Raw genomic sequence first — 17,558 nt, forward strand, 5'->3', positions numbered from 1 at the left:
ATCGCGGCGGACGATGACGACCACCGCAGACCTGGCCGCCCGGCTCCGGGCGATGCCCGACGACGCCCTCGAGCGGCTCGTCGTCGCGCGGCGACTCCCCACGGCGGTCTTCGCCGACGCGGGTCCGCTGCGCATCTCGGACTTCTTCGACCTCGCCGAGGCACTCCGCACCGACGACGCGGTGGACGCCGCGATCGAGCACCTGCCGCGCGCGACGCTGCTCGCGCTCCGCGACGGCTCGGGCTCGGTCGGTGACCTCGCACCGGCGGTCGCGCTCGGCCTCGCCGACGAGGACGGCGGCGTCGACGACGCGGTGTCGGCCCGGCTGACCGCCCACCCCGACATCGTGGACCTGACGGGAGGAGCGGATCGCCCCGGCACCGTCGGCTCGGCTCCGGAGCCGGCCGACGACGCGCGCGCCCGGACCGTCGGCGCGGAACACGCCTTCGCGACGATGACCGTGCTCGCCGAACTCCTGCGCGCCGTCACCGAGGGTGCGGTGCGCGAACTCGTGAAGGGCGGCATCGGCAGTCCGCTCGCGAAGACGCTCGGCGAACGCGCCGGAGCAGAGCCCGAGGTCGTCCCCGACCGGCTGGCGCTGCTCGGACGCACCGGCTTCGCGGACCCCTCGGACGGCACCTGGACGACCACCGCCGACGGGGACGCCTGGCTGGTGGCGAGCTGGCCGGACCGCTGGTCGACGCTCGTCGCCAGCTGGCGGGACGCACTCGACCCGGCGACGCGCGAGGTCCTCGCCGCGGCGGGGGACGACCTCCGTGACCTCGTGTCCGTCGGCAGGTGGGCGTACCCCGCCGGTGCCCGCTGGCTCGACGCCGTCCTGCTCGACGTCGCCGGCACCGCGGCCGCCCTGGGCGTGACGGTCGACGGCCGCGTGACGAGCACCGGTCGGGCCCTGCTCGACGGGGACGGAGCCCAGGCCGCCGAAGACCTCCCCCGCACGGTCGACGGCGTGTACCTCCAGCACGACCTCACCGTGATCGCCCCGGGTCCCCTCGCACCCGTCGACGACGCCGCGCTGCGGAGCGTGGCCGTGCTCGAGGCGCCGGGCCTCGCGGCGCGCTACCGGATCTCGGAGGACTCGCTCCGCCGCGCGTTCCGTGCCGGCCTGACCCGCGACGAGGTCGTGGCGCTGCTCGAGCGGCTCTCGTCGACCGGCCTCCCGCAGCCGCTCGCCTACCTGGTCGACCAGGTCTCCTCGCGGGACGGCAGCATCGTCGTCGACCTCGGTGCCGAGGGCGTCGGCACCCGGGTGCACGGCACCGCCGACCAGCTCGACCTGATCGGCGTGGACGCCGAACTCCGGCAGCTCGCGTGGGAGCGCAGCGACCTCACGACACTGCTCACCCGCTACCCGCCGCACGTCGTGCACACGGCGCTGGAGGACCAGCGCTACCCGGCCGTCCTGACGGCCGCAGCCCGCCCGGTGACGGGATCCGTGCCTCCCGGCCGACGACGCGGTGGCGGACGCAACCCGGAGCAGGCGGCGCACGCACTCGTGGAGCGGCTCCGACTGACCACCGAGCGCGGCGACGCCGAACCCGAGCAGGAGTGGCTCGGACGCCAGATCGACCTCGCCGTGCGCGGACGCACGCCGATCCGGCTGACGGTCCGCATGCCGGACGGCACGGAACGGCCGTTCTCGATCGTGCCGACGTCCGTCGCCGCCGGCCGCGTCCGTGGCCGGGACACCGCCGTCGACGTCGAGCGCACCCTGCCGCTCTCCCTCGTCGTGGCCGTGGAGAGCGACGCCTGATCCCACCGGCGCGACGGGCCGCGCCGGTTCGCAGCCACGAGGCCTAGGCTGATCCGTCATGAACGGACCGCTGATCGTGCAGAGCGACCGCACCGTGCTCCTCGAGGTCGCGCACCCCGACGCCGAGGACGCGCGGCACGACCTCGCGGTGTTCGCCGAGCTCGAACGCGCCCCGGAGCACGTGCACACCTACCGCGTCACCCGGCTCGGACTGTGGAACGCCCGGGCAGCCGGGCACGACGCGGAATCGATGATCGGGACGCTCGAGCGCTTCGCCAAGTTCCCCGTCCCGCAGAGCGTCACCGTCGACATCCGCGACACCGTGGCCCGGTACGGTCGGCTGGTCATCCGGCGTGAGGAACGCCCCGACGCCCCGGTCGTCGCGAACTCCCCCACCGAGGAACTCGAGCGCCAGCCGGTGCTCCTGCTCACGGCCTCCGAGCCGTCGATCCTCGCCGAGGTCATCCGGTCGAAGCGGATCAAGCCGCTCCTCGGCGACATGCGTTCCCCGGAAGAGGTCGAGCTGCTCCCGTGGGCACGCGGGCAGATCAAGCAGGAGCTCGTGAAGCTCGGCTGGCCGGCGGAGGACCTTGCCGGCTACACGCCCGGTCAGCCCCACGCCATCGACCTGGACACGTCGGAGTGGAGTCTCCGGCCGTACCAGGAGCAGGCGGTCGACACCTTCTTCGCGCAGGGTTCCGGCGTCGTCGTGCTGCCCTGCGGCGCCGGCAAGACGCTCGTCGGTGCCGGCGCGATGGCGACCGTCAAGGCCACGACGCTCATCCTCGTCACGAACACCGTCTCGGCCCGGCAGTGGCGCTCGGAACTGCTGCGCCGCACCACCCTGACCGAGGACGAGATCGGCGAGTACTCCGGCAGCGTCAAGGAGATCCGGCCCGTCACCATCGCGACCTACCAGATCCTCACCGCCCGTCGGAAGGGCGAGTACACGCACCTGTCCCTGCTCGACGCCCTCGACTGGGGCCTCATCGTCTACGACGAGGTGCACCTGCTGCCCGCGCCGGTCTTCAAGCTGACCGCCGACCTGCAGGCCAGACGACGGCTCGGACTGACCGCGACGCTGGTGCGCGAGGACGGCCGGGAGGGCGACGTGTTCTCCCTCATCGGACCGAAGCGCTACGACGCCCCGTGGAAGGAGATCGAGGCGCAGGGGTACATCTCCCCCGCCGAGTGCTTCGAGGTGCGCATCGACCTGCCGCACCAGGACCGACTCGAGTACGCCGCGTCGAGCGACGACGAGCGGTACCGGCTGGCGGCGACCTCGCCCGCGAAGACCCCGGTGGTGCGGGAACTCATCGCGAAGCACCGCGGGGAGCAGATCCTCGTCATCGGGCAGTACATCGACCAGCTCGACGCGCTGGCGGAGTCCCTGGACGCAGCGGAGATCACCGGTGCCACGCCCGTCGACGAGCGCGAGCGGCTCTACCAAGCCTTCCGCGAGGGCACGATCGACGTCCTCGTCGTCTCGAAGGTCGCGAACTTCTCGGTCGACCTGCCCGACGCGACGGTGGCGATCCAGGTGTCCGGGTCGTTCGGCTCTCGGCAGGAAGAGGCCCAGCGCCTCGGCCGACTCCTGCGCCCGAACAAGGACGGGCTGCCCGCGTCGTTCTACACGCTCGTGACCCGCGACACCGTGGACCAGGACTTCGCGCAGAACCGGCAGCGGTTCCTCGCCGAGCAGGGCTACTCGTACACGATCCTCGACGCCGACCAGATCCAGACTCTGGTTGGCTGACGCACCAAGCGCTCCCAGGAAACCACTAGGGAACGGTCAGAAGATAGGACCATGAGCGATGGCCCCAAGATCCTGATCGTCGACGACGAACCGAACATCCGCGACCTCCTGACGACCTCGTTGCGCTTCGCCGGCTTCGCCGTGCGCGCGGTGGGCAACGGCGCGCAGGCTATCTCCGCCGTGCTCGAGGAAGAGCCGGACCTCATCATCCTCGACGTCATGCTCCCGGACATGAACGGCTTCGGCGTCACCAAGCGCCTCCGTTCCTCGGGCTACACGTCGCCGATCCTGTTCCTCACCGCGAAGGACGACACCGAGGACAAGATCACCGGCCTCACCGTCGGCGGCGACGACTACGTCACCAAGCCGTTTTCGCTGGACGAGATCGTCGCACGCATCAAGGCCATCCTCCGTCGCACCATGAACGACGAAGAAGACGCGATCATCCGCGCCGGCGAACTCACGATGGATCAGGACACGCACGAGGTGACCATCGGTGACGCGCAGATCGAGCTGTCCCCGACGGAGTTCAAGCTGCTCCGCTACCTCATGCTCAACCCGAACCGGGTGCTGTCGAAGGCGCAGATCCTCGACCACGTGTGGGAGTACGACTTCAACGGGGACGCCGGCATCGTCGAGTCGTACATCTCGTACCTCCGCCGCAAGCTCGACCAGTACTCGGCCGAGCCGATCATCCAGACGAAGCGCGGCTTCGGCTACATGCTCAAGGCGTCGAAGGCCTCGTAGCCTCCGGGCCCGTCAGGGTCCGGGCCCGTGGTCCGGGCCCGTGGTCCGGGCCCGTCGGGGTCCGTCTTCACGGCGGCCGTCCGGTTTCACCGGGCGGCCGCTGTCTATCGTTGGGGCAGCATGCACACGCGAATGAGCCGCTGGTGGGACGGGATCTCCCTCCGCACCAAGATCACCGGGATCACGGTCCTCCTGGTGGCGCTCGGCCTGCTCGTCGCCGGGCTCGGCACCATGACGGTGCTGTCGACCTACCTCATGTCGCAGCTCGACACCAGTGTGAAGAACACGACCGAGCAGCTCGAGGGGCAGAACATCAGCGACGGCGAGCAGTACTGCAAGCTCTCCGTGGTGCTCTCGCAGAGCGCCTACGTCGCCGCGTACAACTCCGACAGCGACCGGATCTGCCAGACGAAGGCGTCCAGCCGACCGGACATCCGCCAGCTCGACTTCCCCGCCGCGGCGCAGAGCGGTGTGCGGTTCTCGCTCTACGACAGCCAGCACAACCACGAGTGGCGCGCGCAGGTCATCCCCGCCTCGCTGCAGGACCAGACCAACGGCACCACCGAGACCGGCTACGTCCTCGTCGCGGTGTCCAGCGCCGACACCGACCAGACGATCGCACGGTTCACCGTCATCTTCCTCGGGTTCGGCATCTCGGTGATCCTGCTCGGCGCCATGCTCACCCGACTCCTCGTCACCGCGACCTTCGACCCGTTGCGCGACGTCGAGGACACCGCAGCCCGGTTCGCGGCCGGCGACTTCAACCAGCGGCTCGAGGCCGACACCCCGAACACCGAGGTCGGTCGCCTCAACCGCTCCCTGAACTCCATGCTCGAGCGCATCGACTCCGCCTTCGAGGACCGGCAGCGCACGATCGACCAGATGCGCCGCTTCGTCGGGGACGCCTCCCACGAGCTCCGGACGCCGCTCGTGTCGCTCCGCGGGTACGCCGAGCTCTACCGGATGGGCGCTCTCCGCAAGGAAGAGGACGTCGCGCAGGCGATGGAGCGCATCGAGAAGGAGGCCCAGCGCATGGGGCTCCTCGTGCAGGACCTCCTGCAGCTCGCCCGCATCGACGAGTCCAAGCCGCTCGAACTCGGCCCCGTCGACCTCGTCGCCATCGCCCGCGACTCGGCGCTCGACACCATGGCGTCGAACCCCGACCGCGAGATCCAGGTGCTCGTCGAGGACTCCGTGACCGGCGAGAGCGTCCCCCACGCGGTGCGTCCGGCCGCACCGTCGGCCGGATCCGTCTCGGGCTCCGACGATGCTCCCCCGTCCTCCCCCTCCTCCGCGAACACCACCGGGCCGATCGCGTTCTCCCGGCAGACGATCGCACGACTCCGAGCCCGCCGAACCCGGGCGATGGGCGTCGACGGCGACATCGCTCCCACCGACGAGACCACCCCGCTCCCCACGGTCGTGCTGCCGAAGCGCCCGCCGATCGTCCTGGCGGAGGAGAACAAGATCCGCCAGATCGTGACGAACCTGATGGGCAACGCCATGCGGTTCACGGCGCACGACGACCCGATCGAGATCGGCATCGGCGTGGATGACGAGCGCGGCATGGCCCACATCGACGTCATCGACCACGGTGAGGGCATCCCGCCGCAGCTGCGCGACAAGATCTTCCAGCGCTTCTGGCGTGCGGACACCTCGCGCGCGCGGGACACCGGCGGGTCGGGCCTCGGGCTCGCGATCGTGTCGGGCATCGTCGCGGCGCACCACGGCTCCGTCGAGGTCTTCGACACCGAGGGCGGCGGCGCGACCTTCCGCGTCTGGCTACCCCTGCTCCCCCGCGACTACGCCCCGGCCCCCACCACGCCCACCCCCGCCGCCTGACGCGCGCGGCCCCCGCGCCTCGCCGTCCACGGTGGTCGCAGAACATGCCGCTCAACTCCGAGCCACCCGACATGTTTCGCGACCAGGCCGTGCTGCGAACGGCACGTCCTGCGACCAACATCGGCACAGCTCACGCCCGACGAACGCGCGCCGCGGCACGGATCAGACCGACCGACGAGCGTGCTGCCGTGTGGCGAACGCCTGCCGGAGCCGCTCGAAGAGCACCGCAGGGCGCACCGCATCGGCCCGCGTTGCATGGATGACCAGCCAGTCGTTCACTGTGAGCCCGTTGTCGCGCCGTTGGTCGCGCTCGAACCGCTCACGTTCCAGGTGGTGGGCACCGTCGTACTCGAGCGCGATGCGGTGCTCCGGCCAGGCCATGTCCACGCGCCCGAGGAAGTTCCCACCCGGATCGACGACCTCGACCTGGAGCTGCGGTTCGGGAAACCCGGCGCCGACGACCGCGAGCCGCAGCCACGTCTCCATCGGCGATTCCGCTCCGACCCGCACCAGGTCGAGGACGTCCCGTGCGACGGCTGCCCCGTGGCTCCCGGGCACGATCGCCGCGGCGAGCTCGTCGACCGTGGTGGGGCCGCCCGGGCGCACCATGTGGTCACCTACCGCGACGGACTGCTGCACCGTGAGGAGACCGATGCTCTCGCGCCACGCCTGCGCGGGGCAGCTGACGCGGATGCCCTCGTGGTCCACCACTCGGGCGCCACGGCGGCGCCGGTGACCAGTGACGTCCCGTCGGCGCATCAACGACCCGGTCCCCGCGGTCGAGACGTGCACAGTCCCGCCGTCCGCACCGCGAGGGAGAGGAGCACCCCACACCGCGAGCGCGGAGGTGTGACTGATGTACTGGCTCGCCCGCAGGACCATCGCGACCGCACGGACCGGGGACAGGGTCGGTCGCGTGGTCCGGACGCCGTGGGTCGGGCGGAAGAGGTCCCCGCGGCGGAGTCTGTTCGCTCCGACGCCGTGGTCGCGAGCATCACGGACGAGGAAGGCCGCGGGATCGAGCGCGAGAGGCAGCGGGCGGGGCTGGATCATCCCAGGAGTCTGGCGGAACGGTGCGGTCGTTCGCGTGCTCGGAACGCGACCTGTGGAGAACGCGGCGATCCGTGCCTCCAGTGCGTCAGCCAGTGGTCGCAAGACCTGCCGTCCGCGCGTCGCCGTGGTCGCGCAAGCTGTCGCCCGCACGCGACCGGAGCGACACTTTCCGCGACCAACGCGCCGACACGCGCCGACACGCGCGCACGCACCCGCGCACGCGGAAGGGCCCCGCACGCGCAGCGTGCGGGGCCTTCCGGCTACCGGGACTAGAAGTCCATGCCACCCGTCGGGTCGCCGGCCGGGGCAGCAGGGGTGCGCTCCGGCTTGTCGGCGACGACGGCCTCGGTCGTGAGGAACAGACCGGCGATCGACGCAGCGTTCTGCAGCGCCGAGCGCGTGACCTTGGCCGGGTCGATGATGCCCGCGGCGACCAGGTCGACGTACTCGCCGGTCGCGGCGTTGAGGCCGTGACCCGACTCGAGCTCGCGGACCTTGGCGGCGACGACGCCCGGCTCGAGACCGGCGTTCAGCGCGATCTGCTTGAGCGGCGCGTCGATCGCGACGCGGACGATGTTCGCACCGGTCGCCTCGTCACCCTCGAGCTCGAGGGAGTCGAGCACGATGGACGCCTGGATGAGCGCGACGCCACCACCGGCGACGATGCCCTCCTCGACGGCGGCCTTCGCGTTGCGGACGGCGTCCTCGATGCGGTGCTTGCGCTCCTTGAGCTCGACCTCGGTCGCGGCACCGGCCTTGATGACGGCCACGCCACCGGCGAGCTTCGCGAGGCGCTCCTGGAGCTTCTCGCGGTCGTAGTCGGAGTCGGTCGCCTCGATCTCGGAGCGGATCTGACGGACGCGGCCCGCGATCTGCTCCTCGTCGCCGGCACCCTCGACGATGGTCGTCTCGTCCTTGGTGATGATGACCTTGCGGGCCTTGCCGAGCAGGTCGAGGGTCGCGTTCTCGAGCTTGAGGCCGACCTCTTCCGAGATGACCTGGCCGCCGGTGAGGATCGCGATGTCCTGCAGCATGGCCTTGCGGCGGTCGCCGAAGCCCGGGGCCTTGACGGCGACGGACTTGAAGATGCCGCGGATCTTGTTCACGACGAGCGTGGCCAGGGCCTCACCGTCGACGTCCTCGGCGATGATCAGGAGCTGCTTGCCGGCCTGGATCACCTTGTCGACGACCGGCAGGAGGTCCTTGATGTTCGAGATCTTCGAGTTGACGATCAGGATGTAGGCGTCCTCGAAGACGGCTTCCTGACGCTCGGGGTCGGTGACGAAGTACTGCGACAGGTAGCCCTTGTCGAAGCGCATGCCCTCGGTGAGCTCGAGCTCGGTGCCGAAGGTGTTCGACTCCTCGACGGTGACGACGCCTTCCTTGCCCACCTTGTCGATGGCCTCGGCGATGAGCGCGCCGATGGTCGGGTCCGCGGCGGAGATCGACGCGGTGGCGGCGATCTGGTCCTTGGTCTCGATGTCCTTGGCGTTGAGGAGCAGCTGGTCGGAGACGGCGGCGACGGCCTTCTCGATGCCGCGCTTGAGCGACACGGGGTCGGCACCGGCGGCGACGTTGCGGAGGCCCTCGCGGACGAGCGCCTGGGCGAGGACGGTCGCGGTGGTCGTACCGTCACCGGCGACGTCGTCGGTCTTCTTGGCGACCTCCTTGACGAGCTCCGCACCGATCTTCTCGTACGGGTCGTCGAGCTCGATCTCCTTGGCGATGGAGACACCGTCGTTCGTGATCGTGGGGGCGCCCCACTTCTTCTCGAGGACGACGTTGCGGCCGCGCGGGCCGAGCGTCACCTTCACGGCGTCGGCCAGGATGTTGAGGCCGCGCTCGAGGCCGCGACGGGCCTCTTCGTCGAAAGCAATGATCTTTGCCATGTGAGTTTCTCGTCCCTCCCGGACGTCGTCATGGGGGTCGTGCTGGCACTCAGCGTGAGCGAGTGCCAACGCCGATTCTGGCACTCGCAGGGGTCGAGTGCAACACGCGACGGGAGGCGCGGGCCGAGTTCCCAGGACACGGGCCGGACTCGGACACCCAACACAGCAGAACGCGCCGCCCCCGGCGGGGCGACGCGTTCGTCAGTGGTGCTGCCGCGGACGGTCAGGCGGGGCGGACGGACTCGGCCTGCGGCCCCTTCGCCCCGGTGCCGACGTCGAACGTCACTGCCTGGCCCTCCTCGAGGACCTTGTAGCCCGACATGTCGATTGCCGAGTAGTGCACGAACACGTCCTGGCCCCCTCCATCGACGGTGATGAAGCCGAAGCCCTTCTCGGCGTTGAACCACTTCACGGTTCCGTTGGCCATGTTTCTTGCTCCCTGCGGTGGTGCTGTTGCGGACGGCGCTGCGCCGCCTTGGCACGACTCTTACCGAACAATGTCGGCAGGGCAAGAGGTGTGACGTTGTTTCACGCTGATTCCGTCAAGAATCAACGTGCCGGAAACACGGCTGTCACAAATGCGCACACGACCACCGGGAATCGTGCCGGAGGGAATGCGTCAGCCGGTGTAGTCGGCGCCGAGCACGACACTGATGTCGGCGTTGGGGAACGCCGCCGACTGCTGCACGGCGGTGACGCCGAGCGACTTCGCGATGCCCTGCGCCACGGCGGCCTGGGACGCCTGCTGGTAGTAGACGATCGTCGCGGTCGTGCCGGTGGTGCCCGCGTCGCCGGTCGAGGTCACCTTCCAACCGGCCGAGGTCAGCGCCGTGCTGGCCTTCGCCGCGAGGCCGGTCGTCGTGGTCCCGTTCAGCACGACGACGCTCGTCGCACCCTGGTCCGCCGGGGTCGCTGCCGTCGGTTCCTGCGACGCCGGCGCGGACGAGGACGAGGACGCCGAGGGGGTCGAGGACGCCGATGCCGAGGGTGTGGCGGACGCCGAGGACGTCGGAGCGGTCGACCCGGGGAAGGAGTAGCTGTCGTTCAGCAGGGCGAGCGCGAGGACGCCGAGGCCCACGATGACGCCGGTCGCGAGCGCTGCCCACGCGAACGCGATCCAACCACGGCCACGGCGCTGGGCACCGCGGTGCGCACCGACCCGGGGGCCGTCGGCGACGTCGTCGAACCGGTCTCGGGGGTATCTCGTCGTCATCGTTCCTCTTCACGTCCTTCGGGTGCTGCGCCGGGCGCGACGAAGCTGCGTGCCGCTCGGGCGCTGGTGCGCGCGGTCCGGAGCCGCTGCAGCCGGGTGACCAGCTGCGGGTCGTACGCGAGCGCCGCGGGCGAGTCGATCACACGGTTCAGCACCTGGTAGTACCGCGCCGGCGACATCTCGAACTCGACCCGGATCTCCGCTTCCTTCGTGCGGTCGTGCCGCGGCCGCTCGTGCTCGAACGCGAGGACACGCAGCGCGAGCGCGCCGAGCTCGCCAGCACTGCGCTGCTCGGCAGCACTGCGCTGCTCGTCAACGCTGCGCTGCTCGGCAGCACTGCGCTGCTCCTCAGCACTGCGCTGCTCGACGGGTGTGGCGGTCACTGCGGTTCCGATCACGGTCAGGGAACGGGTCTCGCACATCGTAGGGGCGCTGGGCATCCGGACCCTGGCACACCGCTGGACTGTCGCGAAGACCGGTCACAGGTTCGGATCACGCAGCCACCGCACCCGCACGCCGAACGGATCGGACACGGCCATCGCCGTGCCGTCGAGCGAGGCCGTCGCGAACGCGTCCGGGTCGGCCGGGTCCACCGCCTCCGGCAGCGTCGCCGCGACACCGGTGAGGATGCCCGTGCGCTCCAGGGCGATCCAGTGCACCCCGCGGTCACGCACGCGGTCGACGAACCGTTGCCGGTCCGCGCCGGGCACGTAGACGAGGGTCCCGGTGGTGAGGACCACGGGCTCCACGCCGTCCGGCAGGGCGTCGAGTGCACGGTCGAGGTCGCCCGGCAGCGTGCCCCGGATCCGGACGGGAGGCACGGCGAGCGCCGCGCGCGCCGCCTCGCGCATCAGCGCGGTGCGGTCCGTCGCCTCGGGCGGGACGGCCTCGACGAGCCGGTCGAACGCGTGCGGTGCGGCGAGGTCGATCGGGTTCGGGTCGAGGGTGACGCGCGCTGCGATCCGGATCGGTGTCGGGGTCGGCGCCGGGACCGCACCCGAGGCCTCGGTGACGAGCCGGACGGACGGCTCCGAGGGCGCGGTGTGCATCCGGGCGGTGTCCGTGCCGACCCGGTAGTCGAGCGTCACCCGGTCCGGGATCGAGCACAGCCCCGCCGCGGCGCCGGCGTCGACCAGGCCGAGCGGCCGGTCCACCCGCACGGCGAGCGCCGCGAACAGCGGGACGACGGGGCCGAGCCGCCGCGGGTCGTTGGCCTGCACCGTGGCGGAGGTGAGGGCTGCGACCAGGGCGGGGCGGGCCTCCAGGCCGAGCGCGCGCAGCGCACCGGGGTCCGTCGGGTCCGCGCCCAGCCTCCGCGCGACCGCGAACACCAGCTCCGGCTGCCGCTGCGACTCCGGGACCTCGTCGAGGAGCCCCACCAGGACGTCGTCGAGCGACCGTGCCCACGCGGCGTAGGTCGGCGAGACGGCCTCGATGCGGTCCGCGTACGCGGTGTACCGGTCGAGCGTGGTCATCCGCGGTGCATGCCGACGTGGCGGATGCCGGCCTCGTCGTAGGGTTCGCCGAACCGGACGAACCCGTGGCGCTCGTACAGGCCGGCGACGTACTCCTGGGCGTGCAGCACGACGGGGTCGTGGCCGTGCGCCGCGAGCACCGCTGCCACCAGGCGCCCGGCGATGCCGCGTCCCCGGTGCGCCGGGTCGGTGGCGACGCGGCCGATCACCCAGGCCGGCGGTGCCGAGCCGTCGGGGTGCTCCTCGTCGGTCGCCGGACGGATCAGGCGCAGGTACCCAACCGCTGCGGTGTCCGTGCCGAACCACCAGTGCTCGGTCTCGGGTTCGCGGTCGCGGCCGTCGAAGTCCTCGGCCGTGACGCGTTGTTCGAGCGCGAAGACGCGGTTCCGCAGCACCACGATGCCGTACAGTTCGTCCGTCGTCAGACGGTCCCAACGAGCGTGGTGCACGGAATGTTCGGACATCGGCGCGAGTTTACTGGAGGTGGCCGTCCACCAGCGGCCGGAAGCAGGAGGAACCAATGACGTACAACGTCGACAAGTCCGACGCCCAGTGGCGCGAGGAGCTCTCCCCGGACCAGTACGCCGTCCTCCGTCAGGCGGGCACCGAACGCCCCTGGACCGGTGAACTCCTCGACGAGGAGCGCGCCGGCGTCTACACGTGTGCGGCCTGCGGTGCGGAGTTGTTCAAGAGCGGCACGAAGTTCGACTCCGGCTGCGGCTGGCCGTCGTTCTACGAGTCGGTGAACCCCGACGCGGTGCAGCTGATCGAGGACAACTCCCTCGGCATGGCCCGCACCGAGGTCCGCTGCGCGAACTGCGGCTCGCACCTCGGGCACGTGTTCCCCGACGGGTTCGGCACCCCCACGGGCGACCGCTACTGCATGAACTCGATCTCGCTGAACTTCAGCGAAGCGGCCGAGTGATCTCCGGACGCGCCCGCCGCTAGGATGGGGCGCGTCAGCCGGCATGGCGCAATTGGTAGCGCACCGTACTTGTAATACGGGGGTTGCGGGTTCAAGTCCCGCTGCCGGCCCTGCGCAGTGCGAGAGCAGTGCATGCGAAGGCCCCGGGTGGGGAACCACCCGGGGCCTTCGGCGCGAGGAACACGGATCAGGATGCGTTCCGAGCGCTCGACGCGGTAACCAGCCGGTCGTGCAGAGATCGTGACACCGCACCGAGCGGCATGTCCAGACGTCCGGACAACTCCGCGGGAACCCGCAGACGTCCGCCCCGCCGCAGCGGTCAGCGTCCGCCGGTGATCTTCCGCTCCCGCTGGGCGACGCCGGCCGTGCCGTAGGGGTAGTCGTCGATCCGAGGCGCACTGACCTCGGTGAGCGTCCGCAGTTCGGCGTCGTCGAGCACGAGGTCCGCCGCACCGAGGTTGTCCTCGAGCTGCGAGACCGTGCGGGCGCCGAGGATGACGCTCGTCACCGCGGGTCGGGCGAGCAGCCAGGCGAGGGCGACCTGCGACCGCGAGGCACCGTGCGCGTCGGCGATCGCGGAGACCGCGTCGAGGACGGCCCAGGTGCGCTCGTCGGAGTTGCGGGCCTCCCACGCCTCCATGCCGCGCTGCGGGTTCTCGCCGAGCCGGGTGCTGCCCGTCGGGGCTTCGTCGCGCTGGTACTTGCCGGACAGCCAGCCGCCGGCGAGGGGCGACCACGGCAGCAGGCCGATGCCGGCGTCGAGGCAGGCGGGGACGATCTCGTGCTCGATGTCGCGGACGAGCAGGTTGTACTGCGGCTGCAGCGTCACCGGGGGCGCGAAGTGGTGCGCCTTCGCCTCGTACACGGCCTTGGTGATCTGGTAGCCGAGGTAGTTGGAGAAGCCGTAGGTGCCGATCTTGCCGGCGGACACGGCGTCGTCGAGGAAGCGCAGGGTCTCCTCGATCGGCGTGAGGGCGTCCCAGGCGTGCATCTGGTACAGGTCGATGTGCTCCACGCCGAGCCGGTCGAGTGACGCGTCGAGCGCCGTCCGGAGGTGCCGGCGGGAGAGCCCGACGTCGTTCGGACCGTCGCCCTGCGGGAAGCGACCCTTGGTGGCGAGCACGACCTGCTGCGCCTCGGTGGGGTGTGCGGCGAGCCAGCGGCCGATGATCCGCTCGGACTCGTTGCCCGAGTAGACGTCGGCCGTGTCGATCAGGGTGCCGCCCGCTGCGACGAACGTGTCGAGGATCGTGTGGGAGGTGGGTTCGTCGGCTTCGCTGCCGAACGTCATGGTGCCGAGGGTCAGCGTCGACACCGATGTCCCGCTGTTGCCGAGGAGTCTGTAGTCCATGGCCGGGACGGTACGCGCGGTGCCGCCCGACCGAGGGGACCCACGAGTACCCCTCAGCGTCCCGCGGACAAGAACTGCAGCGCTGCCTCGCGGAAGGCGCGGGACGTCGGCGCGTTGAAGTGGTTCCGCCCGGGGATCTCGAAGAACGCCGCGTCCGGGGCGGCCTGCGCCAGCCGGACGGCGCTGTCGCGGATGCCGTCCTCGCTGCCGGCCGCCATCAGGATCGGCTGCGTCGGCGCGTTCTGCGGCGTCGGCTCGATGCTGTCCCGCATGCCCTCGACCATCGCGACGAGCGCCCCGAGGTCGTTCCCCTCGACGTTCCCGGCCATCGTCAGGTACCCGTTCGTCACGCGGTCCTCGATCGGGGTGCCGTCGGCGAGGAAGGCCTTCGCCTGGTCGACCCGCACGCGGCGCATCGGGTCGGCGTCCGGGATTCCACCGAACACGGCGCGGGTGACCCGGTCCGGGATCCGCTCGGCGGTGTGCCACCCGACGCGGGCGCCGAGCGAGTACCCGAGGTACGCGACGTCGTCGAGCAGGTACGTGTCGATGACCGCCGTGACGTCGGCGACGAGCAGGTCCATCGAGTACGCGCCGGGGTCGCGCGGCTTCGAGCTGGCGCCGTGTCCGCGCTGGTCCAGGGCGACGACCCGGTAGCCGGCGCGGACGAGGTCGCGGGTCCACCCGGAGGCGTGCCAGTTGAGCAGGGCGCCGGAGGCGAACCCGTGGACGGCGACGACGGCCGGCGCCTCGGGGTCGCCGAAGTCGTAGGTGGCGATCTTCAGGCCGTCCGGGGACATCACGGCACGGGGACGGGGCGCTTCGGGGACGAGTGACATGTCCCCTCCAGGGTATCCGGGCACTGTGGTCGCCATGGACGGCTACGGCGGCGATCAGATCCGGGCGGCGGAGCGGCCGCACCTCGACGCGGACGAACCCCTCATGCAGCGCGCGGCCGACGGCCTGGCGCGGATCGTCGGCGACCTGCTCGACGACCCGGCCGTCCGGCCGGGCGACGGACCGGGGTCGGTCCTGCTGCTGGTCGGCAGCGGCGACAACGGCGGTGACGCCCTGTTCGCAGGTGCTCGCCTGGCAGCGGCCGGGAGGCACGTGACGGTCCTGCGCGTCGGCTCCCGCATCCACGAGGCAGGTCTGGCAGCGGCGCTGGACGCCGGGGCGCGCCTGCTGGACGACCCCACCGGGCCAGCTGGGTCGGCCGGGCCGGCCGCCGTCGCGACGGCGGCTGCGCTCGAGGCCGACCTGGTCCTCGACGGGATCCTCGGCATCGGCGTCCGCGGTGCCGCCGCGCTGCGCTCCCCCGCGCGCGAGGTCGTCGACGCGATCCGCGAACTCGCCCGTGACCAGCGCGCACCGTTCGTCGTGGCGGTCGACGTCCCGAGCGGCATCGACGTGGACACCGGCGGCATCGCGGACGACCACGTCCTGCACGCGGACGTCACCGTGACGTTCGGCGGCGTGAAGGCCGGACTGCTCGCCGGTCCCGGCGCGACGCTCGCCGGCCGGATCGAGCTCGTCGACGTGGGGATCGGCGACGAGCTCGCGGCCGTCGAACCGCTCATCCGGACGTGACGTCCGGCCGGACCTGCCGTCCGTCCGGACCCGATCGTCAGACGGCGCCGGCGTCCACCCCGTGCTCGATGCCCGGACGGGCTTCGAGCCAGGTGTCGACGAAGTGGCGGTAGTTCGCCGCGATGAGCTGCTCGGCCGCCTCGGTGTCGAGGTGCTCGCGGACGACGTCCTCGAGGGGCTCCTCCCAGTTGCTCCGGCCGATCGCGAACCCGACGAACCCGTCGACGCCCGCCGCCGTCCGCAGCCAGTGGTCGAGCTGCGCTGCCGGGGCGTCACGCCCGAGGACGATGCACTGCACACCGTCCCGTCCGTCCCGTCGCGCGGCCGCCACGACCCGCTCGGCGTCCTCGGTCCTGTCGAGTCCCTCGAGCTTCCACACGTCCGCCTCGACCCCGTGGTCCTGCAGGAACGCGATGACCTGCACGACGAGGTCGGGCCGGAGGTCGCGGTCGTAGTCGTCGACGGCGGCCTGCTGCTCGTCGGTCGCCGGGACGAGCAGTTCGACCAGGAACGGTCGCCCGGCGTCGTGCAACGCGCGGGACACCGCGGCCAGGTCGGCGGCCTGCTCCGCTCGGCGGTCGGCGTCGAAGTCGGGGTTGTCGCGGACGAGGACCTTCACGAAGTCCGGGTCGAACGCGTCGACGTGCGCCATCCAGTCGTCGCCGTACTCGAGCTCGAACCACTCGCGCCCCGAACGCTCCACGGGCATCGCGAGCTGCAGACCGGCCTCCTTGACGAGCCGGGCGACGTCGGCGCCGTACCGCTCGTCCACCAGCACGCCGGTGCGCTCCCGGGACGCCCCGGCGGCGAGCGCCGTGAGGACGCCGCGGTAGACGAGTTGCTTGCCGGCCCGGACGCGCTCGGCCTCGCCCTCGTCGACGGGTTCGCCGCCGGACTCGTCGTAGGTGTGCTCGAGCAGCGACGACCGCTGGTCCATCGCGAAGAGGAAGAGGGGGTGGGCTTCGTCGAGGTTCGCCATGCCTCCGGTGTACTCGCTGCGCCGGGCGAGACGTCCCGCGGATCCGTACAGTTCGGGGCATGACGTTCAACGAGGACTCGCAGCTCAGGGGCGGCAAGGTGAAGCGCCGGGGGCGGACCGCCGCGGTCGCAGGCGGCGGCGTGGTCGGGATCGGCGCGATCGTCGTCCTGCTCCTCAACGTCTTCACCGGCGGCGACGTCGATCTCGGTTCGTTCCTGGGCGACGGCGGCGGCACCACCCAGATCCAGCAGCAAGGGGAGAGCGTCGACGCATCGGCGGAGTGCCGGACCGGGCGCGACGCCAACCTGAAGATCGACTGCCGCATGGAGGGCGCAGCCGAGTCCCTCGACGGCTACTGGACGACCGAGGCCCCGAAGCTCGGCATCAGCTACCGATCCCCCGACTTCTTCCTGTTCGACGGCACGACGAGCACCTCGTGCGGGACCGCATCGGCGGCGACCGGGCCGTTCTACTGCCCGCCGGACCGTGCGATCTACCTCGACACCGCGTTCTACGACGACCTGCAGTCGAAGTACGGCTCGTCCGGCGGACCGCTCGCGCAGATGTACGTCGTCGCGCACGAGTGGGGCCACCACATCCAGCAGCTCCAGGGCGCCTTCGCGAACACCGACCGCTCGGGCACCGGTGCCTCCTCCGGCAGCGTGCGCGTGGAGCTGCAGGCGGACTGCTACGCCGGGGCATGGGTCGGCGACGCCGCGACCACGAAGGACGCGAACGGCGAGACCTTCTTCGAGCCGATCACCCGGACCGAGATCCAGGACGCACTGTCCGCCGCGAGCGCCGTCGGCGACGACAGCATCCAGCAGCGCTCCAGCGGCCGCGTCGACCCGGACTCGTTCACGCACGGCTCGAGCGAGCAGCGTCAGAACTGGTTCCTGCGCGGGTACCAGCGGGGCGCGACGGCCTGCGACACGTTCAGCATCCCGGGTTCGTCGCTCTAGCC

General features: G+C 71.3%; 17 protein-coding genes and 1 tRNA gene. 8 read left to right on the forward strand and 10 right to left on the reverse strand.

What is annotated here, in order from left to right:
• Positions 1-13 precede the first annotated feature (13 nt).
• The 4 genes from ACRQ4B_RS00590 to ACRQ4B_RS00605 all read left to right on the forward strand — a co-directional run bounded on the left by ACRQ4B_RS00590 (position 14) and on the right by ACRQ4B_RS00605 (position 6,119).
• On the forward strand, positions 14-1,774 hold the full coding sequence (locus ACRQ4B_RS00590; protein ID WP_439692796.1) for a helicase-associated domain-containing protein: 1,761 nt from the start codon (positions 14-16) through the stop codon (positions 1,772-1,774).
• A gap of 58 nt (positions 1,775-1,832) precedes the next feature.
• Positions 1,833-3,530 (forward strand): DNA repair helicase XPB, encoded by a 1,698-nt coding sequence (locus ACRQ4B_RS00595; protein ID WP_439692797.1) that lies wholly within the window; start codon positions 1,833-1,835, stop codon positions 3,528-3,530.
• A 51-nt stretch (positions 3,531-3,581) separates the two neighbouring features.
• A complete protein-coding gene (locus tag ACRQ4B_RS00600) occupies positions 3,582-4,277 on the forward strand; it encodes a response regulator transcription factor (RefSeq protein WP_017888045.1) in 696 nt (231 codons plus the stop codon).
• Between the two features lie 120 nt (positions 4,278-4,397).
• Positions 4,398-6,119: a sensor histidine kinase gene (locus ACRQ4B_RS00605; protein ID WP_439692798.1), complete on the forward strand. Its 1,722-nt coding sequence runs from the start codon at positions 4,398-4,400 to the stop codon at positions 6,117-6,119.
• Positions 6,120-6,281: 162 nt separating this feature from the next.
• On the opposite strand, the gene ACRQ4B_RS00610 is transcribed toward ACRQ4B_RS00605, so the two are convergent.
• From ACRQ4B_RS00610 to ACRQ4B_RS00640, 7 genes are all read right to left on the reverse strand, one after another.
• Positions 6,282-7,172, reverse strand: a complete 891-nt coding sequence (locus ACRQ4B_RS00610) for an endonuclease domain-containing protein (RefSeq protein WP_439692799.1) — start codon at positions 7,170-7,172, stop codon at positions 6,282-6,284.
• A gap of 269 nt (positions 7,173-7,441) precedes the next feature.
• Positions 7,442-9,061, reverse strand: a complete 1,620-nt coding sequence (gene groL / locus ACRQ4B_RS00615) for a chaperonin GroEL (RefSeq protein WP_079237233.1) — start codon at positions 9,059-9,061, stop codon at positions 7,442-7,444.
• Positions 9,062-9,284: 223 nt separating this feature from the next.
• The gene (locus ACRQ4B_RS00620) at positions 9,285-9,488 is read right to left on the reverse strand and encodes a cold-shock protein (RefSeq protein WP_058740472.1); all 204 of its coding nucleotides are present in this window, start codon (positions 9,486-9,488) and stop codon (positions 9,285-9,287) included.
• A 192-nt stretch (positions 9,489-9,680) separates the two neighbouring features.
• Positions 9,681-10,274 (reverse strand): LytR C-terminal domain-containing protein, encoded by a 594-nt coding sequence (locus ACRQ4B_RS00625; protein WP_439692800.1) that lies wholly within the window; start codon positions 10,272-10,274, stop codon positions 9,681-9,683.
• Positions 10,271-10,657 (reverse strand): DUF3263 domain-containing protein, encoded by a 387-nt coding sequence (locus ACRQ4B_RS00630; RefSeq protein ID WP_439692801.1) that lies wholly within the window; start codon positions 10,655-10,657, stop codon positions 10,271-10,273. The genes ACRQ4B_RS00625 and ACRQ4B_RS00630 overlap by 4 nt, the downstream gene beginning before the upstream one ends.
• Before the next feature lie 96 nt (positions 10,658-10,753).
• A complete protein-coding gene (locus ACRQ4B_RS00635) occupies positions 10,754-11,749 on the reverse strand; it encodes a DUF2332 family protein (protein WP_439692802.1) in 996 nt (331 codons plus the stop codon).
• Positions 11,746-12,213: a GNAT family N-acetyltransferase gene (locus ACRQ4B_RS00640; protein ID WP_439692803.1), complete on the reverse strand. Its 468-nt coding sequence runs from the start codon at positions 12,211-12,213 to the stop codon at positions 11,746-11,748. Before ACRQ4B_RS00640 ends, ACRQ4B_RS00635 begins: the two co-directional genes overlap by 4 nt.
• 56 nt (positions 12,214-12,269) lie before the next feature.
• Here ACRQ4B_RS00640 and msrB point away from each other — a divergent pair, with 56 nt between their 5' ends.
• Complete coding sequence (msrB, locus tag ACRQ4B_RS00645; RefSeq protein ID WP_439692804.1) at positions 12,270-12,674, forward strand: peptide-methionine (R)-S-oxide reductase MsrB; 405 nt, start codon at positions 12,270-12,272, stop codon at positions 12,672-12,674.
• A gap of 37 nt (positions 12,675-12,711) precedes the next feature.
• A tRNA-Thr gene (locus tag ACRQ4B_RS00650) sits at positions 12,712-12,784 on the forward strand.
• Between the two features lie 209 nt (positions 12,785-12,993).
• On the opposite strand, the gene ACRQ4B_RS00655 is transcribed toward ACRQ4B_RS00650, so the two are convergent.
• Together ACRQ4B_RS00655 and ACRQ4B_RS00660 are read right to left on the reverse strand one after the other, a co-directional pair.
• A complete protein-coding gene (locus ACRQ4B_RS00655; RefSeq protein ID WP_439692805.1) occupies positions 12,994-14,025 on the reverse strand; it encodes an aldo/keto reductase in 1,032 nt (343 codons plus the stop codon).
• A 53-nt stretch (positions 14,026-14,078) separates the two neighbouring features.
• The gene (locus ACRQ4B_RS00660; protein ID WP_439692806.1) at positions 14,079-14,864 is read right to left on the reverse strand and encodes an alpha/beta fold hydrolase; all 786 of its coding nucleotides are present in this window, start codon (positions 14,862-14,864) and stop codon (positions 14,079-14,081) included.
• A gap of 34 nt (positions 14,865-14,898) precedes the next feature.
• Here ACRQ4B_RS00660 and ACRQ4B_RS00665 point away from each other — a divergent pair, with 34 nt between their 5' ends.
• The gene (locus ACRQ4B_RS00665) at positions 14,899-15,615 is read left to right on the forward strand and encodes an NAD(P)H-hydrate epimerase (RefSeq protein WP_439692807.1); all 717 of its coding nucleotides are present in this window, start codon (positions 14,899-14,901) and stop codon (positions 15,613-15,615) included.
• A 37-nt stretch (positions 15,616-15,652) separates the two neighbouring features.
• Here the strand turns inward: ACRQ4B_RS00665 and ACRQ4B_RS00670 are convergent, their stop codons facing one another.
• Entirely contained in the window at positions 15,653-16,594 is a 942-nt protein-coding gene (locus ACRQ4B_RS00670; RefSeq protein ID WP_439692808.1) for a 2-deoxy-5-keto-D-gluconate 6-phosphate aldolase domain-containing protein, read from the reverse strand.
• A 59-nt stretch (positions 16,595-16,653) separates the two neighbouring features.
• Here ACRQ4B_RS00670 and ypfJ point away from each other — a divergent pair, with 59 nt between their 5' ends.
• On the forward strand, positions 16,654-17,556 hold the full coding sequence (gene ypfJ, locus ACRQ4B_RS00675; RefSeq protein ID WP_439692809.1) for a KPN_02809 family neutral zinc metallopeptidase: 903 nt from the start codon (positions 16,654-16,656) through the stop codon (positions 17,554-17,556).
• Positions 17,557-17,558 lie beyond the last annotated feature (2 nt).

It is taken from the genome of Curtobacterium sp. SP.BCo (assembly GCF_051903265.1).
GTDB lineage: Bacteria > Actinomycetota > Actinomycetes > Actinomycetales > Microbacteriaceae > Curtobacterium.

Excerpts from the sequence above, each read along its gene's own strand:
- ACRQ4B_RS00600 (WP_017888045.1), top strand. The coding sequence starts at position 3,582 with ATGAGCGATGGCCCCAAGATCCTGATCGTCGACGACGAACCGAACATC.
- ACRQ4B_RS00595 (WP_439692797.1), top strand. The coding sequence starts at position 1,833 with ATGAACGGACCGCTGATCGTGCAGAGCGACCGCACCGTGCTCCTCGAG.
- ACRQ4B_RS00640 (WP_439692803.1), bottom strand. The coding sequence starts at position 12,213 with ATGTCCGAACATTCCGTGCACCACGCTCGTTGGGACCGTCTGACGACG.
- ypfJ (WP_439692809.1), top strand. The coding sequence starts at position 16,654 with ATGACGTTCAACGAGGACTCGCAGCTCAGGGGCGGCAAGGTGAAGCGC.
- ACRQ4B_RS00625 (WP_439692800.1), bottom strand. The coding sequence starts at position 10,274 with ATGACGACGAGATACCCCCGAGACCGGTTCGACGACGTCGCCGACGGC.
- ACRQ4B_RS00670 (WP_439692808.1), bottom strand. The coding sequence starts at position 16,594 with ATGGCGAACCTCGACGAAGCCCACCCCCTCTTCCTCTTCGCGATGGAC.
- ACRQ4B_RS00590 (WP_439692796.1), top strand. The coding sequence starts at position 14 with ATGACGACCACCGCAGACCTGGCCGCCCGGCTCCGGGCGATGCCCGAC.
- ACRQ4B_RS00605 (WP_439692798.1), top strand. The coding sequence starts at position 4,398 with ATGCACACGCGAATGAGCCGCTGGTGGGACGGGATCTCCCTCCGCACC.
- groL (WP_079237233.1), bottom strand. The coding sequence starts at position 9,061 with ATGGCAAAGATCATTGCTTTCGACGAAGAGGCCCGTCGCGGCCTCGAG.
- ACRQ4B_RS00660 (WP_439692806.1), bottom strand. The coding sequence starts at position 14,864 with ATGTCACTCGTCCCCGAAGCGCCCCGTCCCCGTGCCGTGATGTCCCCG.
- ACRQ4B_RS00655 (WP_439692805.1), bottom strand. The coding sequence starts at position 14,025 with ATGGACTACAGACTCCTCGGCAACAGCGGGACATCGGTGTCGACGCTG.
- ACRQ4B_RS00610 (WP_439692799.1), bottom strand. The coding sequence starts at position 7,172 with ATGATCCAGCCCCGCCCGCTGCCTCTCGCGCTCGATCCCGCGGCCTTC.
- ACRQ4B_RS00620 (WP_058740472.1), bottom strand. The coding sequence starts at position 9,488 with ATGGCCAACGGAACCGTGAAGTGGTTCAACGCCGAGAAGGGCTTCGGC.
- msrB (WP_439692804.1), top strand. The coding sequence starts at position 12,270 with ATGACGTACAACGTCGACAAGTCCGACGCCCAGTGGCGCGAGGAGCTC.
- ACRQ4B_RS00635 (WP_439692802.1), bottom strand. The coding sequence starts at position 11,749 with ATGACCACGCTCGACCGGTACACCGCGTACGCGGACCGCATCGAGGCC.
- ACRQ4B_RS00665 (WP_439692807.1), top strand. The coding sequence starts at position 14,899 with ATGGACGGCTACGGCGGCGATCAGATCCGGGCGGCGGAGCGGCCGCAC.